Source organism: Roseomonas sp. GC11 (genome assembly GCF_024437745.1).
In the GTDB taxonomy this organism is placed as follows: Bacteria; Pseudomonadota; Alphaproteobacteria; order Acetobacterales; family Acetobacteraceae; genus Pseudoroseomonas.
The window spans coordinates 1-24,744 of record NZ_JANFNY010000002.1 but is presented as its reverse complement, the minus strand read 5'-3'; the positions used below and the strand labels follow the sequence as shown (position 1 = coordinate 24,744).

The window sequence follows — 24,744 nt, the reverse complement described above, 5'->3', positions numbered from 1 at the left end:
GGGAGGGGATGGACGCGCGCCCCGCAACGGGTGGAGGCTTCCCGCCCGACCCCGCCGCAGGATGGACGCGCCCATGGCCTCCCCCGCCTCTCCGCTCAGCTTCACGCCGCCGGACTTCACCACGCAGCACTGGCACCTGGCCAAGCCCGCCGCGCGCGGCCGGCGCGGCATGGTGGCCAGCCAGAGCCGCGCCGCCGCCGAGGCTGGGCTGGCCGTGCTGGAGGCGGGCGGCAACGCCGCCGATGCCGCCGCCGCCACCGCCCTGGCCCTGGCCGCGCTGGAACCGTGGAATTCCGGCCTGGGCGGCATCGGCTTCGCCGTCATCCACCGGGCGGGCAGCCCCACGGCGGAGGTGCTGGATTTCGGCCCCGTCGCCCCCGCCGCCAGCGACCCGGCGGACTACCCGCTGACCGGGCGGATGAAGCAGGACCTCTTCGCCTGGCCGGAGGTGGAGGGCGACCGCAACATCCACGGCCCGCTCTCCTTCGTCATCCCCTCCGCCGTGGCGGGCTATGGCACGCTGGCGGAGCGCTTCGGCAGCGGCATGGCCTGGGCCGATCTCGTGGCCCCGGCCATCGCCCTGGCCCGGCGCGGCCTGCCGCAGGACTGGTTCACCACGCTGAAGATCGCCAATTCGGCCAAGGTGCTGCGCCTCTACCCGGAGAGCGCGCGCATCTACCTGCCGGATGGCCTGCCGCCGGTCGCGCCCTACCAGGGCAAGCCGGGCTTCTTCCGCCTTGGCCGCCTGCCGGAGACGCTGGAGCGCCTGGGCGCCGCCGGCTGGCGGGACTTCTATGAGGGCGAGGTGGCGGCCTCCATCGCGGCGGATGTGGCGGCGATGGGCGGGCGGCTGTCGCTGGACGACCTGCGCGGCTGCCGGGCGGTGGTGCGGCCGGCGCTCTCCATCCCCTGGCGCGGGCGCTACACGCTGCAGGGCGCGGGCGGGCTGACGGCGGCGCCCACCCTGGCGCGGGTGGTGGCGGCGATGGAGGCCACCACCCCCGGCGCGGCGCCGGATGCCACCTGGTTCGCGGCCCTGGCCAGCGCCATGCGCCGGGCCTATGCCGAGCGGCTGGAGGGCCTCGGCGCCGGCACCGTGGCGCATGAAGCCACCCCGCCCCAGTCCACCCCGCCCGAGCCGGCCGAGACCTGCACCACCCACCTCACCGTGGTCGATGCCGCCGGCAACATGGTGGCGATGACGACGACGCTGCTCTCCTCCATGGGTAGCCGCGTCGTGCTGCCGGGCAGCGGCGTGCTGATGAACAACGGCATGATGTGGTTCGACCCGCAGCCGGGCAGCGCCAACGCCATCCGCCCCGGGGCGCGGCCGCTGTGCAATATGTGCCCCGTCACCGTCTCGGACGGCGCGGGGCCAGTGGTTGGGCCAGTGGTTGGGCCGATGCTGGCGGCGGGGGCCTCGGGCGGGCGGCGCATCCTGGCCTCGGTCTATCAGAGCCTCGCCTTCGCGCTGGATTTCGGCATGGCGGTGGAGGAGGTGGCCCACCATCCGCGCATCGACGTCTCCGGCCCCGATGGCGCCACGGCCGACCGGCGCCTCCCCCCGGCGGTGCTGGCGGCGCTGGAGGCGCAGGGCGGGCTGCAGATTGTGGAACACGCCGTGTTGCCCGTGAACTTCGCCTGCCCCAATCTGATCCTGCGTGAAGGCGACGGCCATGCGGGCATCAGCGACGCGATGAGCCCCTGGTCCGCCGCCCTCGCCCTGACCTGAGACGGGCCTATCCTGGGGAGGACCATGCCGCTCACCATGCCGGAGGAGATCCTGCTCCTCACCCTCGACGACGCCACCGGCAGGCCGATCGGCCTGCCCGGCCCGGCCGCCGAACTGGCCATGGCGGGTGCCATGCTCATGGAGCTTGCCCTGGCCGGGCGGGTGGATACCGACCCGGACCAGCTTTACCTGGTGAGCGAGGCGCCGCTGGGCGAGGCCTCGCTGGATGCGCTGCTCTCCCGCATCGGCGCCACCCAGCCCACCCGGCCGAGCCGCTGGTGGATCGAGCAGCTGATGCGGGAGGCGCCGAAGCTCCGCCCCGTCTGGCTGGAGCGGCTGGTGGCGCGCGGCATCCTGCGGCGGGAGAAGGGGCGCGTCTTCTGGGTGCTCTCCGACCACCGCTACCCCAAGGCCGATGGCGGCACCACCGAGGCGGTGCGCGAGCGCCTGCGGCAGGTGCTGCTCGGCGATGTCATCCCCGATGCGCGGGATGCCATGATGATCGGGCTGTGCCGCATCGCCGGGCTGATCCCCCTCCTGCTCTCCGAGCAGGAAGCCGCCCGCGCCATGGGCCGCGTCGAGCAGATCGCCGCGCTCGAGGAAATGGCCCGGGCGCTGGCCGCCGCCACGCGGGATATCTATGCGGCGCGAGGGTAAGTTTTTCAGAAGGGTTCTTTTTTGAAAAAAGAACCAAAAAACTTTTTTCAGTTGGCGTCCCGCCTGTGGCCTGAGGCGGGACGCCAAACTGAAAGAAAATCTTTTTCTTCAGAAAAAGAAGAATTTCGACTATTTTCTCTTCCGCATCTCGTGATGCAGCACGTAGAGGCCGGCGCCCACGATCAGCGCCGCGCCGGCCAGCATGGCGAGGGTGGGGACATCGCCCCAGACCAGCCAGCCGATCATCATCGCCCAGATCAGCGCCGTGTAGGAATAAGGCCCGAGGGAGGAAACCTGCGCGCTGGCATAGGCCTCGGTCAGCAGCACCTGGGCGAAGCCGCCGATCAGCCCGATGGCCAGCAGCAGCGGCCATTCCCCCAGCGTGGGCGTGACCCAGAGGAAGGGCAGGGCGATGAAGCTGAGGCTGCTCATCAGCAGGGACTGCCACAGCACGATGGTGGCGCTGGCCTCGGTGTCGGAGAGCTGGCGCACCAGCATCGTCGTCATGCCGGAGAACAGGCCGTTCAGCGCGGCGGCGGCGAAGCCGAGGGTGACCATGGCCTGCGTCACCCCCTCCGCCACCGGGTGGCCGCCGCCGAAGGCGCCCTGGCCGAGCGCGATCACCAGGATGCCGAGGAAGCCCACCACCACCGCCGCCCAGCGGTGCGGCCCCGGCCGCTCCCCCAGGAAGGGGATGGAGAGGATGATGACGAAGAGCGGCGTGCAGTAGCTGAGCGCCGTCTGCTCGGCCAGCGGCAGCACGGTGAGGGCGTAGAAGGAACAGCTCATCGCCGAGAGGCCGGTGCAGGCGCGGGCGAGATGGCCGGGGAAGCGGCGGGTGTAGAGCGTGGCGTGGCGGCGCAGCGCGATGGCCACCACCACCGGCAGGGCGAAGGCGTTGCGGAAGAAGACCAGCTCGGCGAAGGGGATGCGGCTGCCGAGCAGCTTCACCAGCGCGCTCATCAGCGCGAAGAGGGCGGTGGCGGCGAGCATGAGCAGCGCGCCGCGCTTCAGGTCGTGCCGGCGCTGGATCATGCGCGGGCCTCCCGGCGGGCGGCGCGGGCGCGCAGCCGTTCCCGGTGCAGGTTGTAGAGCCCGGCGGTGACGACGATGCCCGCCCCGGCCAGGGTGCTGCCGGCCGGGAAATCCCCCCAGATCAGCAGGCCGAGCAGCAGGCCCCAGACCAGGGTGGTGTATTCGAAGGGCGCCAGCACCGAGACGGGGGCGAGGGCGAAGGCGCGGGCGAAGAGGAAATGCGCCACCCCATTGGCCATGCCGAAGCCGACCAGCGCCAGCGCCACGCCGGGCGAGGGCACCCAGGCCAGGGGCGGGAAGGCCGGCAGCAGCAGCAGCCCCACCGGCACATGCGCCAGCAGCAGCCAGAAGGCGATGGTCGCGGCGCCATCGCTGCGCGAGAGGATGCGCGTCCAGATGCGGGTCAGCGCCATCAGCCCGGTGGCGGCGAGCATCATCCCCGCCTCCCAGCGCCACAGCGCGCCGCCGGGCTGGAGCATGACGAGCACGCCACAGAAGCCGAGTGCCGTGCTGGTCCAGCGCCGCCAGCCTACCACCTCCCCCAGCAGCGGGATGGCGAGCAGCGTCATCAGCAGCGGCGATGCGGCGGAGACGGCATAGGTATCGGCCAGCGGCACCGCCCGCGCCCAGGCGATGTAGAAGCCAATGGTGACGACGCAGTGCAGCAGGCTGCGCCAGAGGATGAGGCGGCCATTCACCGGCCGCAGGGGTGCGCCGCGCGCCAGCAGCAGGATGGCGAGGGCGCCGAAGATGCCGCGCCAGACCATGGCCATGGCCGGGCCGACCTGCGGCATGGCCCATTTCACCGCCGCATCCGCCCCGGCGATGACGGCATAGCCGAGCGCGATCAGCCCGATGCCGAGAACGGTGTTGTCCACCACCTCCCGCCGGGGGGGAGGCGCTTGGGGAGGCGCCTGCGGCCGGGGCGGTGGCGCCTCCGCCCCGGCCGGGGGTTTTCGGATGGGGGAGGGCGGGGCCTCCGCCTGGACAGAGGAAGGGGAAGGGGAGGCGGGCGTGGGGTCAGGCAAGGTCGGCCTCCGCGGCCTGGCAGGTGGCGCCGGTATCGTCGCGCGTCTCCAGCCGCAGCCGCGCCCCTGTCCCCCCCTTCTTCTCCCCCTTCTTCTCCCACTGGCCGAGCAGGGTGAGCGGCCGGCCGGCGATCGCCGCGCGCAGGCCGCGGAAGGCGAAGCGCGCCAGCCGCGCGCCCGGCCCTCTCTCCTCCCGCGCCAGGGCCAGGGCATGCGCCGCCAGCCAGGTGGCCTGGAGCGGCCCGTGCACCACGAGGCCGGGGTAGCCCTCCACCCCGGTGACATAGGGGTGGTCGTAATGGATGCGGTGCCCGTTGCCGGTGAGGGCGGAGTAGCGGAACAGCGCCACCGCATCCGGCAGCACCGTGGCGCGGCGGGCCTCCAGCCAGTCCGGCGCGGCGGGGGCCTCGCGCAGGGCGGCGCCGCCGGTGCCGCGGTAGACGATGTCGTGCTCCTCCTCCAGCACCGGGCCGCGCGGGCCTTCCAGCGCGTGGCGGACGGTGACGAAAACCAGTTCCCCGCTGCCGCCTGCCTTCTGGTCGATGCGCAGGATGGTGCTGGTGCGGCGCAGCGTGTCGCCCACGCGCAAGCCCCCCTGGAAGGTGAGGCGCCCGCCTGCCCACATGCGGCGCTCCAGATGGTGCACCGGCGGCAGGAAGCCGCCGCGCTGCGGGTGGCCATCCGGCCCCAGCCCCCCGGCCGGGCGCCAGTCCTGGAACAGCATCCAGTGCCAGAGCGGCGGCAGATCCTCCCCGGGCGGGGGCAGGGGCTGGCCGAGGGTGGCGGCCATGCCTTCGGCGAGGCGGGGGTCCATCCGGTCTTCCCGGCTCTCGGTGCGGCCGAGATACTCCTCGTAGGCCATCCTGCTTCCTTCCCTGCGCCAGGGCCCTGCGCCCGGGACCACCCGGGACCCTTCCGGGCTCTTCCCGGTGGCGATTCCGCCTCTCACGCGATACCGCCGCCACGCGCTCCCGCATAGCGGGCGGGGCGTGGAAATCGCGGCCGGGGCGGTGCTTCCGGGCCGGGCGGACCATTGCCGCGCCGGTCCGGCGCTGCCACAAGGATCGCGTGGACGCCGACGAATACGCCCTGATGGACCGCGCCGAGGATGGCATGTGGTGGTACCGCGCCCTGCGGTCCCGCGCCGCCGCGGCGCTGCGCGGCCAGGCCCCGCCGCCCGGCCCCTGGCTGGATGTCGGCTGCGGCACGGGCGGGCTGCTGCGCCACCTGGCCGCCGCCTTTCCGGGGCAGGCCCTGGCCGGGCTGGAATACAACCCCGCTGCCGCCGCCCGCGCCGCCGCCAAGTCCGGCGCCGCCATCGCCGCCGGCGATGCCGCGCGCCTGCCCTTCGCCGATGGCGCCTTCGCCGCCCTCACCAGCCTGGATGTGCTGTGCCACGCGGCGGTGGCGGAGGCGGCCGCCCTGGCCGAGATGCGCCGCGTGCTGGCGCCGGGCGGGCTGCTGGTGCTGAACCTGCCGGCCTTTTCCTGGCTGGCCTCGGCGCATGACCGGCGCGTGCACAATGCCCGCCGCTACACCGCGCCGCAGGCCGTGGCGCTGCTGCGCGCGGCGGGGTTTGAGGCCGTCACGGCGCGCTACTGGAATGCCCTGCTGCTGCCGCTGATGATCGTGCAGCGCAAGATCCTGGCGCGCGGCGAGGCCGATGCCAGCGATGTCGCCCCATTTCCGCCCTGGCTGGATGCCACGCTGCACGCGGCCACGGTGGCGGAAGCCGCGCTGGCCCGCCTCGGCCTGCGCTACCCGGCCGGCGGGTCCGTGCTGCTCACCGCGCGCCGGCCCGCCTGAGCCTGATCTCCTTCCCCCCCCCCGACCGGAAAGCCGACGCGCATGAGCCTCGCCCACCCGCTTCCCGCCGCCGCCGAGGGTTCCGCCTCCCGTCGCGTCGGCCTCTCCATCGTCGTGCCGGTCTATCGCGGGGCGGAGACGGTCGGGCTGCTGGTCGAGGCGCTCTCCGCCCTGGCGCCGGAGGGCGGGCTGGAGATCGTGCTGGTCAATGACGGTAGCCCGGACAATTCCGGCGATGTCTGCCGCGCCCTCGCCGCCAGCGCCCGCGTGCCGCTCACCTATGTCGAGCATGCGCGCAATTTCGGCGAGCACAACGCGGTCATGACCGGGCTGCGCCATGCCCGCGGCGACTATGTCATCACCATGGATGACGACCTCCAGAACCCGCCCGAGGAGGTGGTGAAGCTCTACGACCATGCCCGCCTCGGCGGCTGGGACGTGGTCTATACCCGCTATGCCCGCAAGGAGCATGAGGGCTGGCGCAACCTCGGCTCGCGCTTCGCCAACTGGGTGGCGGACCAGCTGATGGACAAGCCGAAGGGGCTCTACCTGTCCTCCTTCCGCTGCATGTCGGCGCTGGTGGTGCGGGAGGTGACGAAATACGCCGGCCCCTACCCCTATATCGATGGCATCATCGTGCAGGTGACGCAGCGCATCGACAGTATCGAGGTGATGCACCTGGCCCGCGCCCAGGGCCGCAGCAACTACACGCTGCGCCGGCTGATCCGCCTCTGGCTGAACCTCGCCACCAATTTCTCGCTGATGCCGCTGCGGCTGGCCATGTTCGTCGGCCTCGGCATGGGCGTGCTCGGCATGCTGGGCGCCGTCTTCACCATCATCGAGGCGCTGACGAAGGAAACCCCCTCCGGCTGGGCCTCGGTGATGACGGTGGAACTGCTGGTGGCCGCCGCGCAGTTCTTCGTCCTCGGCGTGATGGGCGAGTATCTCGGCCGCGCCTTCCTCTCGGCCAATGGCAAGCCCCAGGGCGTGGTGCGCGATGTCATCCGCGCGCGGGACGCGGCGTGATGCTGCACTGGCTGGTGCTGGCGGTGGCCATCTCCGCCTCCCTGGTCGGGCAGGTGCTGCTGAAGGCGGGCACGCTGGGGGAGGGCGGCTTCCTCGCCCAGCTCTTCCGCTGGCAGACCATCATCGGCCTCGGCTTCTATGGCGGCGCGGCCATGCTCTACATCGTTGCGCTTCGGAAAATCCCGATGAGCGTGGCGCTGCCCTGCACCGCCGCCTCCTATGTCGTCATCGCGCTGATCGGGCATTTTCTCTTCGGCGAGGCACTGGGCGCGCAGAAGATCGCCGCCATCGGGCTGATCTCCCTCGGCGTGGCGCTGCTCGCCACCGCCTGACCCTGGGTGCGCGCTCTTGAGAGGGGCTTTGCCCCTCTCAAACTCTCCCCACCAAAGGCCTGAGGCCTTTGGAAACCCTTTCTGAAGGCGGGTGCAGGGGACCCCGTCCCCTGCTGGGGGAGTTTGAGGGGGCAAAGCCCCCTCAATCCGGCCGCCGGGTTGGAGAGCGGGGGCGGCTGCGTTAGGTCTGTTGCGGTGCAACACGCGAGGACCCGCATGGCCAGCCAGACCCGAGCCGCCTCTTCCTCTCTCGCCGGGCGGCTCTGGCAGGCGCCCACCCTGCTGCTCTGCCTCGCGGCGCTGTTCTGGTCGGGCAATTTCGTCCTTGGCCGCGCGCTGAATGGCACGGCCTCGCCCTTCTTCCTCGCTTTCTGGCGTTGGGTGGTGGCGCTGGCGGTGCTGCTGCCCTTCGCCTGGCCGCATCTGCGGCGGGACGGGCCGGTGCTGCGCGCCCATCCGGGGCGGCTGCTGCTGCTCGCCCTGCTCGGCGTCGCCAGCTTCAGCGTGCTGGTCTACCAGGGGCTGCGCAGCACCACGGCCATCAACGGGCTGCTGCTGCAATCCGTCATCCCCGTCGCCATCCTGCTCTGCGCCTTCCTCCTCTTCGGGGAGCGGCCAGGGGCGCGGCAGATGCTGGGGGTGGCCTTCTCCATCGCCGGCGTCGCCGCCATCGCCTGCCACGGTTCGCTGGAGGATCTGCTGCGCCTCAGCCTGCATCCCGGTGATCTCTGGGTGCTCGGCGCCGTCCTTTCCTATGCCGTCTATTCCACCTGCCTGCGGCTGCGCCCGCGCCTGCACCCGCTGAGCTTCCTCACCGCCAGCATCGCCCTCAGCCTGCCGCCGCTGGCGCTGGGCTACGCGCTGGAGGGCAGCCACCCCATGCCTGCCCCCGGCGCGCTGCTGGCGCTGGGCTATCTGGCGGTGTTTCCCTCGCTGCTCGCCTATCTTTTCTTCAACCGCGGGGTGGAGCTGATCGGCGCGGCGCGGGCGGGGCAGTTCATCCACCTCATGCCGCTCTTCGGCAGCGGCCTCGCCGTGCTGTTCCTGGGCGAGCGGCTGCAACTCTTCCACGCGGCGGGGCTGGCGCTGATCGGCGGCGGCATCGCCCTCTCGATGAGCCGCTCCAGGGGGGCCGCTCCAGGGGGGGGCCGCTCCAGGGACCTCCCGGCGCGCAAGAACCCCGGCTGATCATTCAACCCGGGCCTGATGGACAAGCCCCGCGCATCCTGCCCCAATACCGGGCAGAATCTGGGGAGAGCCCGGCGCATGGCGGCAGGGGAAAGGCAGGGTGCGGGCGGGCCCGACAGGCCGCGGGGGTGGCACTGGGCCATGCCCCTGCTGGCTCTCTGCCTGGCCGCCTGCACCACCGGCCCGGCCCCTGGCGAGGCGGCGGCGGAGCCCGGCATCTCCCCCTTCTACCACTGGGAGGCGGCGCTGGACGGCCCGCCCGGCCACCTGCTGCGCACCGAGCCGCTGCCGCAGGAAAAGGGCATCGCCCAGGCGGGGTCGCAGCGGCGCATTCTCTACAGCAGCCGCAGCGGGCTGGACGGGCGGCCCATCGCCGTCTCCGGCCTGCTCTTCCTGCCGCCGCGCGCGCCGCCGGCGGGGGGCTGGCCGCTGCTCGCCTGGGGCCATGCCGTGGTGGGGGTGGGCGATGCCTGCGCCCCCTCCTGGACCGGCGCCAGCCCGCGCGCCGAGCGCTATCTCGGCGCCTGGCTGGAGGCCGGCTTCGCCATCGTCGTCAGCGATTTCGAGGGGCTCGGCACCCCCGGCCGCACCGCCTATCTCGACCGCCGGGCGGAGGCGCAGAGCCTGCTGGACGCGGCGCGCGCCGTCATCGGCGAGGATTTCGGCATCGCCAACCAGGTGGTGATCGGCGGGCAGTCCCAGGGCGGGGCGGCGGCGCTGGCGGCGGGCGCGCTGGCCCCGGCCTATGCGCCCGAACTCGCGGTGAAGGCGGTGCTGGCCACTGGCGCCCCGGCGCCAGCACCCGCACCAGCCCCGGCCGGGGATGCCGCGGCGGAGGCTGATCTCTCCCAGCTCTTCTACCTCGTGCAGGGGGCGCGGGGGCAGCGGCGCGGGCTGGCGCCGGAGCGCCTCTTCACCCCGCTGGCCCTGCCGCTGGCCGAATCCGCCGCCACCGCCTGCATGGGCACGCTGGCGACGCAGCTGCGCATGGCCGGGCTGGGGGCGGGGGCGCCGCCCCAGGCCGTGCTGCGCCCGGGGGCGGAGGCGGCGCTGGCGCCGCTGCTGGCCGATCTCGCCTATCCCTCGCTGCGCCTGCCCATGCCCGTCTTCCTCGGCATCGGCGCGGCGGACCGTGAGGCGGCGCCGGAGAGGCAGCGCGCCCTGGCCCGCGCCGCCTGCGCCGCCGGCACGCGCGTGCAGGCCCGCCTCTATGCCGGGGAGGACCACCAGGGCGCCTGGATGGCCTCCCAGCGCGATGCCCTGGCCTTCGCCCGCCAGACGCTGCGCGACGCCCCCGTGGTGCCGGATTGCGACCCGGCGCCGCGCCACGCCTCCACCGGACCCGGATTGACGCCATGAGCCCCCCCTTCCGCCGTGACGACCCGCTGGAGACCGGCGCCGTGGAGGAACTCGGCCGCTTCGGCGGGGTGCGGCTGCGGCGCATCCGCTGCGGCAATCCGGGGCCTTTCACCTTCCTCGGCACCAACACCTACCTGATCGGCGAGGGGGCGGTGGCGGTGCTCGACCCCGGCCCGGAGGAGGCCGCCCACCGCGCCGCCCTGCTGGCCGCGCTGGCGGGGGAACGGATCAGCCACATCCTCGTCAGCCACACGCACCGGGACCATTCGCCGGGGGCGGCGGCGCTGGCGGCGGTGAGCGGCGCCCCCACCCTGGGCTTCGGCCCGCACCAGACGCCGCCCGGCGCCGGCGATGAAGGCGGCGACCATGCCTTCACCCCCGCCATCGCCCTGGCCGATGGCGCGGTGGTGGAAGGGGAGGGCTGGCGCCTCGCCGCCCTGCACACGCCCGGGCACTGCGCCAACCATCTCTGCTTCGCGCTGGAGGGCGGCGGGGTGCTGTTCTCGGCGGATCATGTCATGGGCTGGTCCACCAGCGTGGTCAGCCCGCCGGATGGCGACATGGCCGATTACATGGCCGGGCTGGAGCGGCTGGCGGCCCGGCCGGAAGGGCTGTTCCTGCCAGGCCACGGCGCCCCGGTGGAGGAACCGGCCGCCTTCACCCGCGCCCTGCTGGCCCACCGGAGAGAGCGTGAGGCCAAGGTCCTGGCCGCGCTGCGCGCCGCCGGGCGGGCCACGGCGGCGGGGCTGGTGCCGGCGGTCTATGGCGCGCTCGATCCGCGGCTCGTCCCGGCGGCGGGGCGCAGCCTGCTCGCCCACCTCGTCAAGCTGGGGGTGGAAGGCGCGGCCCGGCGCGAGGGCGAGGCGTGGGTGGCTTAAAATAAGCATGAAAGAATGCGGGGCGCTGCCCCGCACCCCGCCGGGGGGACAGGGTCCCCCCGGACCCCGCCATCAGATCGCGGGGGCCCCAAGGGAAGGTTTGGGGTGGCCGTGCCACCTCGGCTGAGGGGTCTGGGGAGGCGGAGCCTCCCCAGAGAACAAAAAACGGGTTTGGGGAGGCAGAGCCTCCCCAGCGAGCGAAACCTTGATCGCCCGCCGGGTGGACAGCGGCAGGCAACCCGGCCATGCCTGCGCCGTTCAGCCTCCGGTTGAAGGGAGCATCCACCGTGAAGACCCGGTATTCCGCCATTCTGTTCTGGGGCCTGCTGGCCGGCCCGGCCCTGGCCCAGCCGCGCCTGCCTGACCCTTCCTTCGACCTCGTCAACAACACGCCCCGCCCGGTGGAGCAGCTTTTCGTCAACCCCGCTGCCGCGCCGGACTGGGGGCATGACCGGCTGGGCAGCCAGTTCGTGCCGCCCGGCGCCCTCCACCGCGTGCGGCTGGACCCGCGCGGCGGCTGCCTCCAGGACATCCGCGTGGTGTTCCGCGATGGCGCGGTGCAGGACATGCGCGGCGCCGATACCTGCGCCCTGCGCCAGGTCTTCCTCGGCCCGCTGCCGCCGCCCAAGCCGCCCGCCGCCCCTGAACTGCGGCTGGAGAACCGGGACCGCCGCCCCGTCTCCTACCTCTTCATCTCCCCCGCCGGGCAGCCGGACTGGGGGCAGGACCTGCTGGCCGGCCGCCCCCTGCGGGGCGGCGGCAGCCTTGCCTTTCCGTTGCCCCCGGGCGGCTGCATTTACGACGTGAAGGTCGTCTATGCCGATGGCGCCGCCCAGGAACAGCGCGGTGTCGATCTCTGCGCCCGCCCGGCGGTGCGCTTTCCGTGAGGAGTCTCCGCATGCGGATCCCCCCCGCCCTGGTTACTTCCGCCCTTGCCGCCTTCCTGCTGGCCACCCCCGCCCTGGTTGCGCCCGTCCTGGTCGCGCCCGCCCTGGCGCAGCCGGCCCCGGCCGACATGGATGGTTCCTTCAACCTGCGCAATCTCAGCGGAAGGGCGATCGAGCGCCTCTATGCCTCGCCCGTGCGCGCGCGCGCCTGGGGCGAGAACCGCCTGGGCCCGGATGGCCTGGCCGAGGGCGGCGAAACGGCGGTGCGCATGCCGCCGCGCGGCGGCTGCCGCACGGATCTGCGCCTCGTCTTCGCCGACGGGCTGACGGAGGAAAAGCGCGACATCGACACCTGCCGCGACCGCGATGTGGTGATCGGCACCCCCGCCCGCACCGGCACCCTGGCCGAGGGCAGCGATGGCCGCCGCACCGCCCCGCAGGGCGACCCGAGCTTTGATCTGGTGAATGAGGGCACCCGTCCCATCCGCGAGCTCTACGCCTCCCCCACCACGAATGACGACTGGGGCGAGGACCGCCTGGGCGAGGAGGTGGTGGAAGCCGGCGACCGGATGTTCATCCGCCTGCCGGAAGGCCCCTGCGCCTATGACATCCGCATTGTCTGGGGCAATGGCCGCGCCGAGGAGCGCCGCAACATCAACCTCTGCACCACCAGCGAACTCACCTTCCGCTGATTTTTCAGTGGCCGGAACAGGAGGGGCCATACAGCCCCCCACGTTCCGGCTGGCCCCAATGCCGCGTCCCGCTGCTCCACGGGACGGCGGCAGCCTGAAAGAAGTCCCGCTGTTCCACGGGATGGCGGCAGCCTGAAAGAAGAATCAGGCGGGGATGGGGGTCAGGGTTCTGGACGGGGCGGCTGTGGCGCCGCTGCCCGGCAGCAGGGCGCGCCAGATGGTTTCCGGGGTGGCGGGCATGTCGATATGCGTCACGCCATGCGCGCGCAGGGCATCGATCACGGCGTTGATCAGGGCCGGCGGCGAGCCGACGGCCCCTGCCTCGCCCGCGCCCTTCACCCCGAGCGGGTTGGTCTCGCAGGGGATTTCCATCAGCTCCACCTCGATCTCCGGCAGGTCGGCGGCGCGGGGCAGGGCGTAGTCGTTCAGGCTGGCGGAGAGGAGCTGCCCGGTCTCGGGGTCATAGGCGGTGCGCTCCATCAGCGCCTGGCCATAGCCCTGCGCCACGCCGCCATGCACCTGCCCGCGCACGATCAGCGGGTTCAGCGCGTGGCCCACATCATCGACCACGATGTAGCGGCTGGCGCTGACATGGCCGGTCTCCGGGTCCACCTCCACCTCGGCGATGTGGCAGCCATTGGGGAAGGTGTGGGCCGGGATGGCGGCGACCTCGGCGGCATCGAGCTGCGTGGCCGCCTCGCCCCGCGCGGCGCGGGCGCGCTGCGTCATGGCGAGTTCCAGGATGCCGATGCCGCGATCCGTCCCGGCGATGCTGAAGCGCCCGGCGGTGAACTCGATATCCGCGGGCGCGGCCTCCAGCGCCTCGCCGGCAGCCTGCTTGCCCTTCTCGATCACCGTGGCGGCGGTGGCGAGCAGCGCGGTGCCCTCGGAATAGAGGCTGCGCGCGCCGCCGGTGCCGCCACCGGTCGGGATCGCGTCGGAATCGCCCTGCACCACGCGGATCTTCTCGATCGGGATGCCAAGCTGGTGGCTGGTGATCATGGCATAGGCCGTCTCATGCCCCTGGCCGGTGGACTGGGTGCCCACCAGCACCTCCACCATGCCATCGGCGGCGAAGCGGAGCTCGGCGCGCTCCGAGGCATCGCCGCCGGTGGCCTCCAGGTAATAGGCCATGCCGATGCCGCGGCGCCTGCCGGCGGCCTCGGAGGCGGCGCGGCGGGCGGCGAAGCCGGCCCAGTCCGCCTTCGCCAGCGCGGCATCGAGCACGGTGGCGAAATCGCCCGAATCGTAGTTCTGGCCGACCGGCGTGCGGTGCGGCATGGCCGAGGGCGGCACCATGTTGCGGCGGCGCAGCGCGATGCGGTCGATGCCCGTCTCCTGCGCGGCGGCGTCGATCAGCCGCTCGACCAGATAGTTGCTCTCCGGCCGGCCGGCGCCGCGATAGGCATCCACCGGCACGGTGTGCGTCAGCACGCCGAGGACATTGGCGTAGATCGCCCGGAAGCCATAGACGCTGGCCAGCACCTTGGTGCCCGCGCCGGTCGGGATGAAGGGCGCGAAGGTGGAGAGATAGCCGCCCATATCGGCGATGTTGCGCGTGCGCAGGGCGAGGAACTTGCCCTCCGCATCCAGCGCCAGCTCGCCCAGGGTGATGTTGGCGCGGCCCTGGGTGTCGGACTGGAAGGCCTCCATCCGCTCGGAGGTCCATTTCACCGGGCGGCCCAGCTTGCGCGCCGCCCAGCAGCACAGCGCGTATTCGGCGTAGAGATAGAGCTTCATGCCGAAGCCGCCGCCGACATCGGGGGTGACGACGCGGAACTTCTCCGGCGGCAGGTGGAAGACGGCATTGGCCAGCAGGTTCTTCACCAGCCAGGAGCCCTGCGTGCCGGCATGGAGGGTGAATTTCCCCGAGGTCGCGTCATATTCGGCGAGCGCCGCGCGGCCCTCCATGCTGGCGACGACGATGCGGTTGTTCACCACCGTCAGCCGCGTCACATGCGCGGCCTGGGCGAAGAGCGCCTCGGTCGCCGCCCTGTCGCCGGTCTCCCAGTCGAAGCAGGTGTTGTTGGGCGCGCCCTCCCACACCTGGGGCTGGCCCGGCTCCATGGCGGTGGCGAGGTCGGTGCAGGCCGGCAGCACGTCGTAATCGACCAGCACCGCCTCCGCCGCATCCCGCGCGATGGCCAGGCTGTCGGCGACGATGAAGGCCACCGGGTCGCCCACATGGCGGACGCGTTCCACCGCCAGGCCGTAGCGCGGCGTATTGGCGCGCGGGCTGCCATCGCGGTTCTTCAGCGGGATGGCACAGGGGATCTCGCCCAGCCCCTCGGCCAGCCAGTCCTGCCCGGTCAGCACCGCGTGCACGCCGGGCAGGGCGAGCGCCGCCGCCGTGTCGATCGAGAGGAGGCGCGCATGGGCGTGCGGGCTGCGCAGCACATAGCCATGCACCTGCCCGGGCGCCGCGATATCGTCGGTGTAGCGCCCCGCGCCCTTCAGCAGGCGTGGGTCCTCGATGCGCCGCACCGGCTGACTGAGGCCGAATTTCGCCATTGGAGTCCGCTCCCCGCATTATTTCCCGCCCCGTATCATTGGTCAGGAATCCGGGGAGGGGAAGGGGCAGGGCCTCATCACACTGGAGTGGCTCACCCACTTGCGCGCCGCCACGCATGGCGGCTTCTCGCGCGCCGCCACGCGCGGGCAGCTTCTTGCGCGTGGCGGCGCATGGCAGCTTCTTGCGCGCCGTCACGCGCGGGCAGCTTCTTGCGCGTGGCGACGCGCGGGGGCAGCTTGCGCGGCCATGTGGTTCCCTGCACCCCGCGCCCTCACCCCGAAGCTGCTCAGCCGGCTGCCCGACACCCACCGCCAGCCCCGCCGCTCCGCCTGGGCGGATGCCAACCGGGGCGGTGCCCTGCTGCACAGCTTCCTGGAAGGCCCGTGCTTCGACGAGGCCGGCAACCTGATGGTGGTGGATATTCCCTTTGGCCGCATCTTCCGCGTCGGCCAGCGGGTGTGGGAGGCGGTGGCCGAGTATGATGGCTGGCCGAACGGCCTGGCCCTGGGCAGCGCCGGCAGCCTGCTGCTGGCCGACCACCGCCACGGCCTGCTCAGCCTGGACCCCGCCACCGGCAGCATCGCCCCGCTGCTGGAGACGGTGCAGGGCGAGGGCTTCAAGGGCCTGAACGATGTCACCACCGGCCCGGGCGGGCAGGTGCTCTTCACCGACCAGGGCCAGACCGGCCTCCAGGACCCGAGCGGGCGGCTGTGGCGCCTCTGGCCCGATGGCCGGGTGGAGAAGCTGCTGGCCAATGCCCCCAGCCCGAACGGCGTGGCGGTGAACCCCGCCGGCAGCCATGCCTATGTGGCCATGACGCGCTCCTGCGACATCTGGCGCTTCGCCCTGCGCGAGGATGGCTTCGTGGGCAAGGCGCAATGCTTCCTGCGCCTGCCCGGCGGCATGATGGGGCCGGATGGCATGGCCTTCGACCGGCGCGGGCGCCTTTTCGCCGCCAATCCCGGCCATGGCATGGTCTGGGGCGCGGATGAGCACGGCGTGCCCGTCTTCGCCATCGACTGCCGCGACTTCGGCCGCCTGCCGACCAATTGCTGCTTCGCGCCCGATGGCACCACCCTGCTCATCACCGAGAGCGAGAGCGGCAGCGTGCTGGCGGTGGAAATTCCACAGGGCTAGGCAAGAGACCTTCTTTTTCTGAAGAAAAAGAAGCAAAAAGACTTTCTTTCAGGCTGCCGCCGTCTCCCGGCACAGCGGGACGCCGCACTGAAAAAAGTTTTTTGGTTCTTTTTTTCAAAAAAAGAACGTCTTTCCTGAATCCTACCGATGCACAAACACCGGGCAGGCCAGTTCCCGCAGCAGCTTGCGGGTGGCCGAGCCCAGGAGGAAGCTCCGCAGGCCCGAGGTTTCATAGGCCCCCATCACCACGAGGCGCGGGCGGGCGGAGGCGGCCTCGGCCAGCAGCAGATCCGCCGGGCGCTCCCCGGCGACGCCGAGCGGCGTGGCCGCCAGCCCGTGGCCGCGCAGATACTCGGCGGCTTCCCCGGCCAGGGCCTGGGCGTGGGGGCGGTCCTCATCGCTGGTGAAGACCGTCACCGGCGCCTCGCCCGCCGGGCGCAGCAGGGCGAAAAGCTGGAGCGCCCGCATGGCGGGCAGGGAGCCGTCATAGCCCACCAGCACCGGGCCATCCGGGTCGTGGTCCGCCATCTCCGCCCGCGGCGGGACGACGAGCAGCGGCCGCGCGCCACGGTGCAGCAGGTGCTCGATCACCGGGGCCAGGCCGTCCTCATTCGCCTCCTGCCCCAGCGTGCTGTCGCGGCCGATCACCAGCAGGTCGTGCCGCGCGCCGGCCTTCTGCAGGGCGGGCTCCGGCGCGTCCTCCAGGCGCAGCGTGGCGAAGGGCAGGTCCCCGGCGGCGGCGATGAAGGCGGCCAGGGCGGCGCCCGCCTCTTCCTCCGCCCGGCGGGCCAGGGCCTCGTTGCGGCGCTCCAGGAAGGCGGAGGCCCCGGGCGGCACCGCCTCCACCGCGTCCCGCGTGTGCGGCAGGTCGAGCACGCTGGCGGCGGTCAGCCGCGCGCCGCTGCACCGGGCGAGGGCGATGGCGACATCCCGTGCGGTGGCGGCGCCGGGCGTGTCGTCCAGCGCGAGAAGGATGCTGCGGAGCATTGGCGTGTTTCCCCCGTTCCGGTGATTCGGGGGGCAGCCTAGACCGGGTCGTGGCGCCGGCAGAACTCTTCCGCCGGGAGGGTGCGGATTTCTTCCAGTGCGACGCGCAGGCGGTCATCGCTCCACCTCCACCAGGCGATGCGCTTCAGCGCCGCCTGGATCTCGGGCGGGAAGCGGTGGCGCAGCACGCGGGCGGGGTTGCCGACGGCGATGGCGAAATCCGGCACATCCTTCGTCACCACCGCGCCGGCGCCGATGGCTGCCCCCGTGCCCACGGTGACGCCGGGCAGGATGATGGCGCCATGCCCCACCCAGACATCCGGCCCGAGCACCACCGGCTTCGCCCGGCGCCAATCGAAGAACCCGGCCTCGTCCGCGCCCAGGCCATAGGCGCTGGCGCGATAGGTGAAGTGGTTCAGCGCCACGCGCTCCAGCGGGTGGTTGCCGGGGTTGATGCGCACCTGCGCGGCGATGGAGCAGAAGGGGCCGATCGTCGTGTAGATGATGTCGGCATCGTTCACGACATAGGCGTAGTCGCCCATGCTGCACTCGGCCATGCGGGTGCGGGCCCCGACCTCGTTGAAGCGGCCAAAGGTGCAGTCGCGCACGCGGGCGCTGGGGTCGATGAAGGGCGCATCGCCAAGCTGCTTGCGCGCCGTGTCAGGATCCTGGTGCATGGCAGCCGGGTGCCATGCGGGCCATTGCGGGGGGATGACGCTTTGGCGGCGGATCGGTGACGTTGCGGGGCGCCGCCGCCGCCCCAGACAGAGCTTTTGTTCTCTGGGGAGGCTCTGCCTCCCCAGAGAGACCCCTCGGCCGGTGGGGTGGGGTCCCCCGATATTTTCCTTTGGGGACCCCGCCGGCTGCTGGCTCTCAGCCGCGGCGGACGGCGCGCAGCGTGGCCAGTGCCAGGGCGGTCTTCACCAGCGTGCCGGGGATGAACAGCACGAAGCCGGCCATCAGCGCCTTTTCCAGGCCGGTGACGGTGGCCAGCCACAGCACGCCGGGGATGAACATGGCGAGATGCGCGCCGAGCAGCGTGGCGCCCTGGCGCAGCAGGCCGCTGCGCGGGGTGAAGCCGGCCAGCCAGGCGGAGAGGATGAAGCCCAGCAGATAGCCGGCGGTGGGGCCCATCAGCGCGGCGGGGCCGGCGGCGCCACCGGCGAAGACCGGCAGGCCCATGGCGCCCTCAACCACATAGGCGATCAGCGCGGCGGCGCCGAGCGCCGGGCCGCCCAGCGCGCCGATCAGCAGCACCACCAGCGATTGCAGCGTGGCGGGCACCGGCCACATCGGCACGGTGATCTGCGCGGCGGCGGCCATGGCGGCGGAGCCCAGCAGGGCGAGGCCGGCGAAGGCCAGGGCCGGGCGGGCGCGGGTGGCGGTCAGGTGCATCATGCGGGGCGTCCCGTATTTCGTTTTCCGGACGCCTTCCGGGGGGAGGGCGCCAGGGTGGGGCTTGCCACGGCGCCCGCCCCGCCGGCAAGCACCCCGCCTGCCAGCATCCCGCCTGCCAGCGCCAGAAGCTTCTGCATCGCTCCCGGCAGAGCGGCGGCGGCGGCCTCCGGCGAGAGCCATTCCCCCGCCGTGTTCAGCCCCTCCGGTGCGCGGGCGAGGCGCAGCGTCAGGCGCAGCTCGAAATGGGTGAAGCCGTGCCGCGCCTCGCCGGAGGCGGCAGCCCAGGAGGCGGAGGCCGGCAGCAGGGCCGGGGCATGGGCCAGGGCCTCGGCCTCCGTCCACGGCGCCTCGCGCCAGGGGGTGCCGGGCAGGCCGAGCATGCCGCCCAGCAGGCCGGAGGGCGGCCGCCGCTCCAGCAGCAGCCGCCCCGCCGCGTCGGCCAGCAGGAAATGCACGCCGTATTTCACCGGGCGGGCGCGCTTCGGCGCCTTGCGTGGCAGGCTCTCGGCCAGCCCGGCGCGGCGCCCGGCGCAGCCCGCCTGCCAGGGGCAGAGGGCACAGGCCGGGCTGCGCGGGGTGCAGATCGTGGCGCCGAGGTCGAACAGCGCCTGGACGAAATCGGCGGGGCGGGCGGCGGCCTCCGCCTGCTCCATCCAGCGCTGCGCCAGGGCGGCGAGGCGCGGCCGGGCGCCGGGCAGCGGCTCCTCGATGGCGGCGAGGCGGGCGGTGACGCGCTCCACATTGCCATCCAGCGGCACCACGGCGCGGCCGAAGGCGATGGCGCCCACGGCGGCGGCGGTATAGGCGCCGATGCCAGGCAGGGCGCGCAGCCCCTCCACCGTATCGGGGAAGCCGCCGCGCGCCGCCACCGCCTGGGCGCAGGCATGCAGGTTGCGGGCGCGGGCGTAATAGCCCAGCCCGGCCCATTCCTCCGCCACCTCCGCCCAGGGGGCGGCGGCGAGGGCCTGCACGCTCGGGAAGCGTTCCAGGAAGCGGCGCCAGCGCGGCGTCACGGCGGCCACGGTCGTCTGCTGCAGCATGACTTCCGAGAGCCAGATGCGGTAGGGATCGCGCACCGCTTCGCGCCAGGGCAGGGCGCGGCGGTGGCGATCATACCATTCGAGCAGGGCCTGGGCCCTGGGCAGGGGAGCGGGGGACAGCACGGATGCAGGAAGAGGACGAAGCGCGCCGCGGATCAAGCCCCCCCATCTCAGGCTCTCCTGTCTCAGGCCCTTCCGCCGCGGAAGCCGGCTGGCGGGTGGATCGGGGCCTGCGCCCGGTGGGGGCGGTGCTGCCGCAGCTGACGCGGCCGATTTTCCGCAAGCGCAGCCCGGCGGCGGCGCATCTGATCTCCGACTGGGCGGAGATTGTCGGCCCGGTGCTGGCGGCTCAGAGCCTGCCGCAGAAATTTTCCGCCGGCACGCTGACGCTGGGCTGTTCCGGCCCCATGGCGATGGAACTGCAATATCTGGAACCGCAGCTGGTGGCGAAGATCAATACCGCGCTGGGCCAGAAGCTGGTGCAGCGGATCCGCCTGGTGCAGATCCGCATGCCCAGCCCCGCCCGCCGCCCCGCCAAACCGGCCCCGGTTGCCCTGCCCCCCGCCACCGCCGCCCGGCTGGAGGGCATCGCGGACCCTGAGCTGCGCGCCGCCCTGACGCGGCTGGGCCAGGGTGTGCTGCGCGGCAAGCGGACAAGCTGAAGGCGGGGTCCCCAAAGGAAAAATATGGGGGGACCCTGTCCCCCCGGTCTTCTCTTAATTTCTTGCCTTCTTCTCCTACCCTGCGAGCCACCCGCCATCGACGAGGATCTCACTCCCCGTCGTGAAGCTGCTGCCTTCCCCGGCGAGAAAGAGCGCCGCCTCCGCCACTTCCTCCGGCCGCCCGAGCCGCCCCAGCGGATGCCGCGCGATGGAGGCCGCGCGCGGCACCGCCGGGTCCGGGTGGCGGGCGAAGCTGCGGGCCAGCATCGGCGTCTCGATGGCGCCGGGCAGGATGGCGTTCACCCGGATGCCCTCGGCGGCGAAATCCAGCGCCATGGTGCGGGTCAGGCTGAGAATGGCGCCCTTGGCGGCGATATAGGCGCTGTTGCCCCGGCCGCCGGCCCGCGCCAGCTGCGAGGCGACCGTGATGATGGAGCCGCCGCCCTGCCGCCGCATCGCCGGCAGCACGGCGCGCGCCCAGAGCCAGGTGCCGCCGAGATTGGCGCGCAGCACCGCATCCCAGTCCTCCACCGCCGTGGTCAGCACCGTGCCGCCACAGGAGAAGCCCGCGGCCGTCATCAGCACGTCGATGCGGCCCCAGCGCGCCAGCACCGCCGCCGCATCCGCCTCCGCCGCGCCGGGGGCGCCGACATCGGAGGCGAAGGTCATCACCTCGGCGCCCGTGGCCTGGCCCATGGCCTGGCCCATGGCCTGGAGGGTGGCGGCGGCCTCGGCCAGGGCGGCGGCGTCACGGTCCACCAGGGCAAGCCGCGCCCCCTCCCGCGCGAAACGCCGCGCCGTGGCCAGGCCAATGCCCGAGCCTCCCCCGGTGATCACCGCCACGCGGCCTGCGAGTTTCATCGATGGAGTCTCCGAAAAAAGAAGAGGCTTCGATGAAAACAAAAATCCGGGGGAATGAATTCCCCCGGACCCCCATCTTTTTTCTGTCAGGCTGCCGCCGTCTCCCGGCACGGCGGGGCGCCACGGCTCAGGCGCGGCGCAGGCCCAGAAGCTGGTAGAGGAGGATCGCCGCCAGCGTCGCCGTGCCGATGCCACCCAGCGCGAAACCGCCCAGCTTGACCGTCAGGTCGCCCGCGCCGGCAATGAGGGTGACACCCACCGTCAGCAGGTTGCGCGGGTCGGAGAAATCCACCCTGTTGTCCACCCAGAGCCGCGCCATCGCCGCGGCGATCAGGCCGAACACCGCGATGGCCAGCCCGCCCAGCACAGGGCCCGGCACCGTTTGCAGCACCGCGCCGAATTTGGGCGAGAAACCCAGCAGGATGGCGAAGCAGGCCGCCACCACGAAAATCAGCGTGGAATAAACCCGCGTCATCGCCATCACGCCGATATTCTCGACATAGGTGGTGACGCCCGTGCCGCCGCCCGCCCCGGCCAGCATGGTCGCCAGCCCGTCGCCCAGGAAGGCGCGGCCCATGTAAGGGTCCAGGTTGCGGCCGGTCATGGCACCCACCGCCTTCACATGGCCCAGGTTTTCCGCCACCAGGATGATCGCCACCGGGGCGATCAGCAGCATCGCCCCCGCCTCGAAGCGCGGCGCGGTGAAGGCCGGCAGCCCCAGCCAGGGCGCCGCCGCGATGCCGGAAAAGTCGATCGGCTGGCCCAGCCCCAGCCCGTTGGCCAGCACCAGATGGACCAGATACCCCGCCACCGTCCCGGCCAGGATGGAAACGCGCTTCAGCGCCGGCGGCGCGTAGCAGGCCAGCAGCGCCACGGCGAGCAGCGTCGCCACCCCCACCACCACGCTGAAGCCGCTGCCCTGGATGCCATGCGTCGCCACCGGGGCGAGGTTCAGCCCGATCGCCGCCCCCACCGCGCCGGTGACGACCGGCGGCATCAGCCGCTCGATCCAGCCCGTGCCGGTGGCCATCACCACCAGGCCGATGGCGGCATAAAGCGCCCCGGCGGCGATGATGCCGCCGAGGGCCGGGGCGATATTCCCGTTCGGCCCGCTGCCGCCATAGCCGCTCGCCGCCACCACCACCGCGATGAAGGCGAAGCTGGAGCCCAGATAGCTCGGCACCCGCCCGCCGGTCAGCACGAAGAACAGCAGCGTGCCGATGCCGGAAAACAGGATCGCCACATTGGGGTCGAACCCCATCAGCAGCGGCCCCAGGATGGTGGCGCCGGACATCGCGACAACGTGTTGCAGCCCCATGGCGAGGGTCGCCCCGGCGGGCAACCGCTCCTCGGGGCCCACCACGGCGCCGCGCGCGGGCGTCCAGGCAGGGAACAGGCGGGCCATTGGCCTCTCCTTTTTGTGTTTCTGGCGCCGCGCCCTTCCCCCATCCCCCCCACCCCCACAAGTCTTTTTTTCGGGCTGCCGCTCCAGCGTTGAGAAGCGGGCCACGGCATGAGGGCCGCCGCGCCCGTTGCCCCGTGGCCGGCAGCGCCCCGCCCCCGTGCCGCGTCCCACCTCTCCACGCTGGAGCGGCAGCCCGAAAGAAAGGTGGCCTGGAAGAAAAGGAGGGGGCGGGGTAGGAAGGCGGTCGGAAACCGGCGGTTTTGTCCGCCAACCCTTTGAGGAGGCTGTATGTCGCTCTCCCGCCGTTCTCTGTTGCTGGCGCCGGCGCTGATGGTGCCGGCGGTGGCGTTTGCCCAGACGCCGGACCCGCGCCTGTCCGAGCGCTCGGCCGGGCAGGAGGATGCCAAGGTGGTGGTGGAGTATTTCTCCCTCACCTGCAGCCATTGCGCGGCTTTCCACAAGGAGACCTGGCCGCGTGTGAAGCAGGAGCTGGTCTCCACCGGCAAGGTGCGGATGGTGTGGCGCGACTTCCCGCTGGACCAGCTGGCCCTGGCCGCGGCCCAGGTGGCGCGCAGCCTGCCGGCGGAGCGCTATGAGGGCTTTATCAGCGCGCTGCTGGGCAGCCAGGACCGCTGGGCCTTCAACCGCAATGCCGACCCGGTGGCGGAGATCGCCAAGGTCGCCGCGCTGGCCGGCATGACGCGCGAGCAGGTGGATGCCGCCATCGCCGACCAGGGCCTGCGCCGCGCCATCCTGGAGAGCCGCCTGAAGGCGGAGCAGGAATTCAAGGTGAACGCCACCCCCACCTTTGTCTTTGGCACGCGCGTGGTGCCGGGCGGCATTTCCTTCGACCGCTTCGCCGCCGAGGCCGCCGCCACTTGAGCAATTCCACCGAGGAGGCGGGCGGCACCGTGCCGCCCGTCGCGCAGACCCCGGACGGCCTCACCCCGCCGCCCGGGACCGGAAGTGAAGAGCCCGCCGTGCCGGAAGCCCCGCCCCGCGATGCCGCCGCCGAGGCCGCGGCGCGCGAGGCCGCGCTGCGCGCCGTGCTGGTGCGCCTGCGCATCGCCGGCTTCAAGTCCTTCGCCGAGCCGACCACGCTGGAGGTGCGCCCCGGCCTGACCGGCATCGTCGGCCCCAATGGCTGCGGCAAGTCCAATGTCGTCGAGGCGCTGCGCTGGGCGATGGGCGAGACCAATGCCCGCGCCATGCGCGGCGGCGAGATGGATGACGTCATCTTCGCCGGCACCACGACGCGCCCGGGCCGCAATCAGGCCGAGGTGACGCTGCTGCTGGAGGAGGCCGCCGGCCTCGCCCCGCCGCCCAACCAGGAGGCGGCGGAACTTGAGATCACCCGCCGCATCGTGCGCGGCGAGGGCACCGGCTTCCGCATCAATGGCCGCGAGGCGCGCGGGCGCGACGTGCAGACGCTCTTCGCCGATATCGGCAGCGGCGCGCGCTCCTCCGCCATGGTCAGCCAGGGCCGCGTCGCCGCCCTGATCGCGGCCAAGCCCGAGGAGCGGCGGCAGGTGCTGGAGGAGGCCGCCGGCATCGCCGGCCTGCGCGCCCGCAAGCACGAGGCCGAGCTGAAGCTGCGCCAGGCCGAGGCCAACCTGACCCGCGCCGACGACCTGAAGGGCCAGTTGGAGACGCAGCGGCAATCCCTCCAGCGGCAGGCCCGGCAGGCGGCGCGCTACCGCAACCTCTCCGGCCTGACGCGCCAGGCGGAGGCTGATTATTTCTCGCTGCTGGCCGCCCGCGCGGAACGCGACCTGATCGCGGCGCGGGAGGGCTTCGCCGCCGCCCGCGCCCGCACCGGCGCGGCGGAGGGGGAGGCCACCCGCGCCGCCACGCGCGCCTTCGCCGCCGCCCAGGCACTGCCCGCCCCGCGTGAGGCGGAGGCGCAGGCCCGCACCGCGCTGGAGCGCCGCCGCGTCGAGCAGGAAGGTCTGGAGGCCGAGGAACGCCGCGCCCGCGCCGCCCTGGCCGAGGCCGAGGCGCGGCTGGCCCAGTTGCGGGACGACCTCGCCCACGCCACCCGCCTCGCCGAGGATGCCCGCGCCGCCGAGGCCCGGCTGGCGCAGGAGGCGGCGGCGCTGGAAACGCTGCGCGCCGTGCTGCC

At 72.8% G+C, this 24,744-nt stretch carries 24 protein-coding genes; 14 read left to right on the top strand and 10 right to left on the bottom strand.

Going from position 1 to position 24,744, the window contains the following annotated elements; translation table 11 throughout:
• Nucleotides 1-73 precede the first annotated feature (73 nt).
• Both NON00_RS00935 and NON00_RS00930 read left to right on the top strand, forming a co-directional pair.
• Nucleotides 74-1,732, top strand: coding sequence for a gamma-glutamyltransferase (locus NON00_RS00935; protein ID WP_256016567.1), 1,659 nt, complete (start codon nucleotides 74-76; stop codon nucleotides 1,730-1,732).
• A 24-nt stretch (nucleotides 1,733-1,756) separates the two neighbouring features.
• Nucleotides 1,757-2,389 carry a GPP34 family phosphoprotein gene (locus NON00_RS00930; protein ID WP_256016564.1) on the top strand — a complete coding sequence of 211 codons (633 nt, stop codon included), beginning with the start codon at nucleotides 1,757-1,759 and terminating at the stop codon, nucleotides 2,387-2,389.
• A 129-nt stretch (nucleotides 2,390-2,518) separates the two neighbouring features.
• Here the strand turns inward: NON00_RS00930 and NON00_RS00925 are convergent, their stop codons facing one another.
• The 3 genes from NON00_RS00925 to NON00_RS00915 form a co-directional block, all read right to left on the bottom strand.
• Nucleotides 2,519-3,424 (bottom strand): DMT family transporter, encoded by a 906-nt coding sequence (locus NON00_RS00925; RefSeq protein WP_256016561.1) that lies wholly within the window; start codon nucleotides 3,422-3,424, stop codon nucleotides 2,519-2,521.
• Complete coding sequence (locus tag NON00_RS00920) at nucleotides 3,421-4,302, bottom strand: DMT family transporter (protein WP_256016558.1); 882 nt, start codon at nucleotides 4,300-4,302, stop codon at nucleotides 3,421-3,423. The genes NON00_RS00925 and NON00_RS00920 overlap by 4 nt, the downstream gene beginning before the upstream one ends.
• Nucleotides 4,303-4,444: 142 nt before the next feature.
• Entirely contained in the window at nucleotides 4,445-5,314 is an 870-nt protein-coding gene (locus NON00_RS00915) for a MaoC family dehydratase N-terminal domain-containing protein (protein ID WP_256016556.1), read from the bottom strand.
• 206 nt (nucleotides 5,315-5,520) lie between these two features.
• On the opposite strand from NON00_RS00915, the gene NON00_RS00910 reads away from it, so the two are divergent.
• The 8 genes from NON00_RS00910 to NON00_RS00875 all read left to right on the top strand — a co-directional run bounded on the left by NON00_RS00910 (nucleotide 5,521) and on the right by NON00_RS00875 (nucleotide 12,620).
• Nucleotides 5,521-6,258 (top strand): class I SAM-dependent methyltransferase, encoded by a 738-nt coding sequence (locus NON00_RS00910; protein ID WP_256016553.1) that lies wholly within the window; start codon nucleotides 5,521-5,523, stop codon nucleotides 6,256-6,258.
• 42 nt (nucleotides 6,259-6,300) lie between these two features.
• Nucleotides 6,301-7,284 (top strand): glycosyltransferase family 2 protein, encoded by a 984-nt coding sequence (locus NON00_RS00905; protein WP_256016551.1) that lies wholly within the window; start codon nucleotides 6,301-6,303, stop codon nucleotides 7,282-7,284.
• On the top strand, nucleotides 7,284-7,616 hold the full coding sequence (locus tag NON00_RS00900; RefSeq protein WP_256016548.1) for a multidrug efflux SMR transporter: 333 nt from the start codon (nucleotides 7,284-7,286) through the stop codon (nucleotides 7,614-7,616). Before NON00_RS00905 ends, NON00_RS00900 begins: the two co-directional genes overlap by 1 nt.
• 216 nt (nucleotides 7,617-7,832) lie before the next feature.
• The gene (locus tag NON00_RS00895; RefSeq protein ID WP_256016546.1) at nucleotides 7,833-8,804 is read left to right on the top strand and encodes a DMT family transporter; all 972 of its coding nucleotides are present in this window, start codon (nucleotides 7,833-7,835) and stop codon (nucleotides 8,802-8,804) included.
• A 141-nt stretch (nucleotides 8,805-8,945) separates the two neighbouring features.
• A complete protein-coding gene (locus tag NON00_RS00890; RefSeq protein WP_256016543.1) occupies nucleotides 8,946-10,163 on the top strand; it encodes a lipase family protein in 1,218 nt (405 codons plus the stop codon).
• Nucleotides 10,160-11,041 carry an MBL fold metallo-hydrolase gene (locus NON00_RS00885; protein WP_256016541.1) on the top strand — a complete coding sequence of 294 codons (882 nt, stop codon included), beginning with the start codon at nucleotides 10,160-10,162 and terminating at the stop codon, nucleotides 11,039-11,041. Before NON00_RS00890 ends, NON00_RS00885 begins: the two co-directional genes overlap by 4 nt.
• Nucleotides 11,042-11,328: 287 nt before the next feature.
• The gene (locus tag NON00_RS00880) at nucleotides 11,329-11,928 is read left to right on the top strand and encodes a hypothetical protein (RefSeq protein WP_256016538.1); all 600 of its coding nucleotides are present in this window, start codon (nucleotides 11,329-11,331) and stop codon (nucleotides 11,926-11,928) included.
• An 11-nt stretch (nucleotides 11,929-11,939) separates the two neighbouring features.
• Complete coding sequence (locus tag NON00_RS00875; RefSeq protein ID WP_256016536.1) at nucleotides 11,940-12,620, top strand: hypothetical protein; 681 nt, start codon at nucleotides 11,940-11,942, stop codon at nucleotides 12,618-12,620.
• A 144-nt stretch (nucleotides 12,621-12,764) separates the two neighbouring features.
• Here the strand turns inward: NON00_RS00875 and NON00_RS00870 are convergent, their stop codons facing one another.
• A complete protein-coding gene (locus tag NON00_RS00870; RefSeq protein ID WP_256016533.1) occupies nucleotides 12,765-15,131 on the bottom strand; it encodes a xanthine dehydrogenase family protein molybdopterin-binding subunit in 2,367 nt (788 codons plus the stop codon).
• A 247-nt stretch (nucleotides 15,132-15,378) separates the two neighbouring features.
• Between NON00_RS00870 and NON00_RS00865 the strand changes: the two genes are divergently transcribed.
• Entirely contained in the window at nucleotides 15,379-16,269 is an 891-nt protein-coding gene (locus NON00_RS00865; RefSeq protein WP_256016531.1) for an SMP-30/gluconolactonase/LRE family protein, read from the top strand.
• 141 nt (nucleotides 16,270-16,410) lie between these two features.
• Here NON00_RS00865 and NON00_RS00860 read toward each other — a convergent pair whose 3' ends face one another.
• The 4 genes from NON00_RS00860 to NON00_RS00845 all read right to left on the bottom strand — a co-directional run bounded on the left by NON00_RS00860 (nucleotide 16,411) and on the right by NON00_RS00845 (nucleotide 19,817).
• Nucleotides 16,411-17,256, bottom strand: a complete 846-nt coding sequence (locus tag NON00_RS00860) for a universal stress protein (protein ID WP_256016528.1) — start codon at nucleotides 17,254-17,256, stop codon at nucleotides 16,411-16,413.
• A 38-nt stretch (nucleotides 17,257-17,294) separates the two neighbouring features.
• Nucleotides 17,295-17,933, bottom strand: a complete 639-nt coding sequence (locus NON00_RS00855; protein ID WP_256016526.1) for a chloramphenicol acetyltransferase — start codon at nucleotides 17,931-17,933, stop codon at nucleotides 17,295-17,297.
• Between the two features lie 196 nt (nucleotides 17,934-18,129).
• Entirely contained in the window at nucleotides 18,130-18,654 is a 525-nt protein-coding gene (locus NON00_RS00850; protein ID WP_256016523.1) for a biotin transporter BioY, read from the bottom strand.
• Nucleotides 18,651-19,817 (bottom strand): A/G-specific adenine glycosylase, encoded by a 1,167-nt coding sequence (locus tag NON00_RS00845; RefSeq protein ID WP_256016521.1) that lies wholly within the window; start codon nucleotides 19,815-19,817, stop codon nucleotides 18,651-18,653. Before NON00_RS00845 ends, NON00_RS00850 begins: the two co-directional genes overlap by 4 nt.
• A gap of 95 nt (nucleotides 19,818-19,912) precedes the next feature.
• Between NON00_RS00845 and NON00_RS00840 the strand changes: the two genes are divergently transcribed.
• Nucleotides 19,913-20,356: a DciA family protein gene (locus NON00_RS00840; protein WP_256016518.1), complete on the top strand. Its 444-nt coding sequence runs from the start codon at nucleotides 19,913-19,915 to the stop codon at nucleotides 20,354-20,356.
• Nucleotides 20,357-20,431: 75 nt separating this feature from the next.
• Here NON00_RS00840 and NON00_RS00835 read toward each other — a convergent pair whose 3' ends face one another.
• A complete protein-coding gene (locus tag NON00_RS00835) occupies nucleotides 20,432-21,217 on the bottom strand; it encodes an SDR family oxidoreductase (protein ID WP_256016515.1) in 786 nt (261 codons plus the stop codon).
• Nucleotides 21,218-21,344: 127 nt separating this feature from the next.
• The gene (locus tag NON00_RS00830) at nucleotides 21,345-22,622 is read right to left on the bottom strand and encodes a solute carrier family 23 protein (RefSeq protein ID WP_256016513.1); all 1,278 of its coding nucleotides are present in this window, start codon (nucleotides 22,620-22,622) and stop codon (nucleotides 21,345-21,347) included.
• Between the two features lie 288 nt (nucleotides 22,623-22,910).
• Between NON00_RS00830 and NON00_RS00825 the strand changes: the two genes are divergently transcribed.
• On the top strand, nucleotides 22,911-23,504 hold the full coding sequence (locus tag NON00_RS00825; RefSeq protein ID WP_256016511.1) for a thioredoxin domain-containing protein: 594 nt from the start codon (nucleotides 22,911-22,913) through the stop codon (nucleotides 23,502-23,504).
• On the top strand, nucleotides 23,501-24,744 hold a 1,244-nt coding region (locus NON00_RS00820), incomplete at its 3' end, for an AAA family ATPase (RefSeq protein WP_370688646.1). The genes NON00_RS00825 and NON00_RS00820, both read left to right, overlap by 4 nt.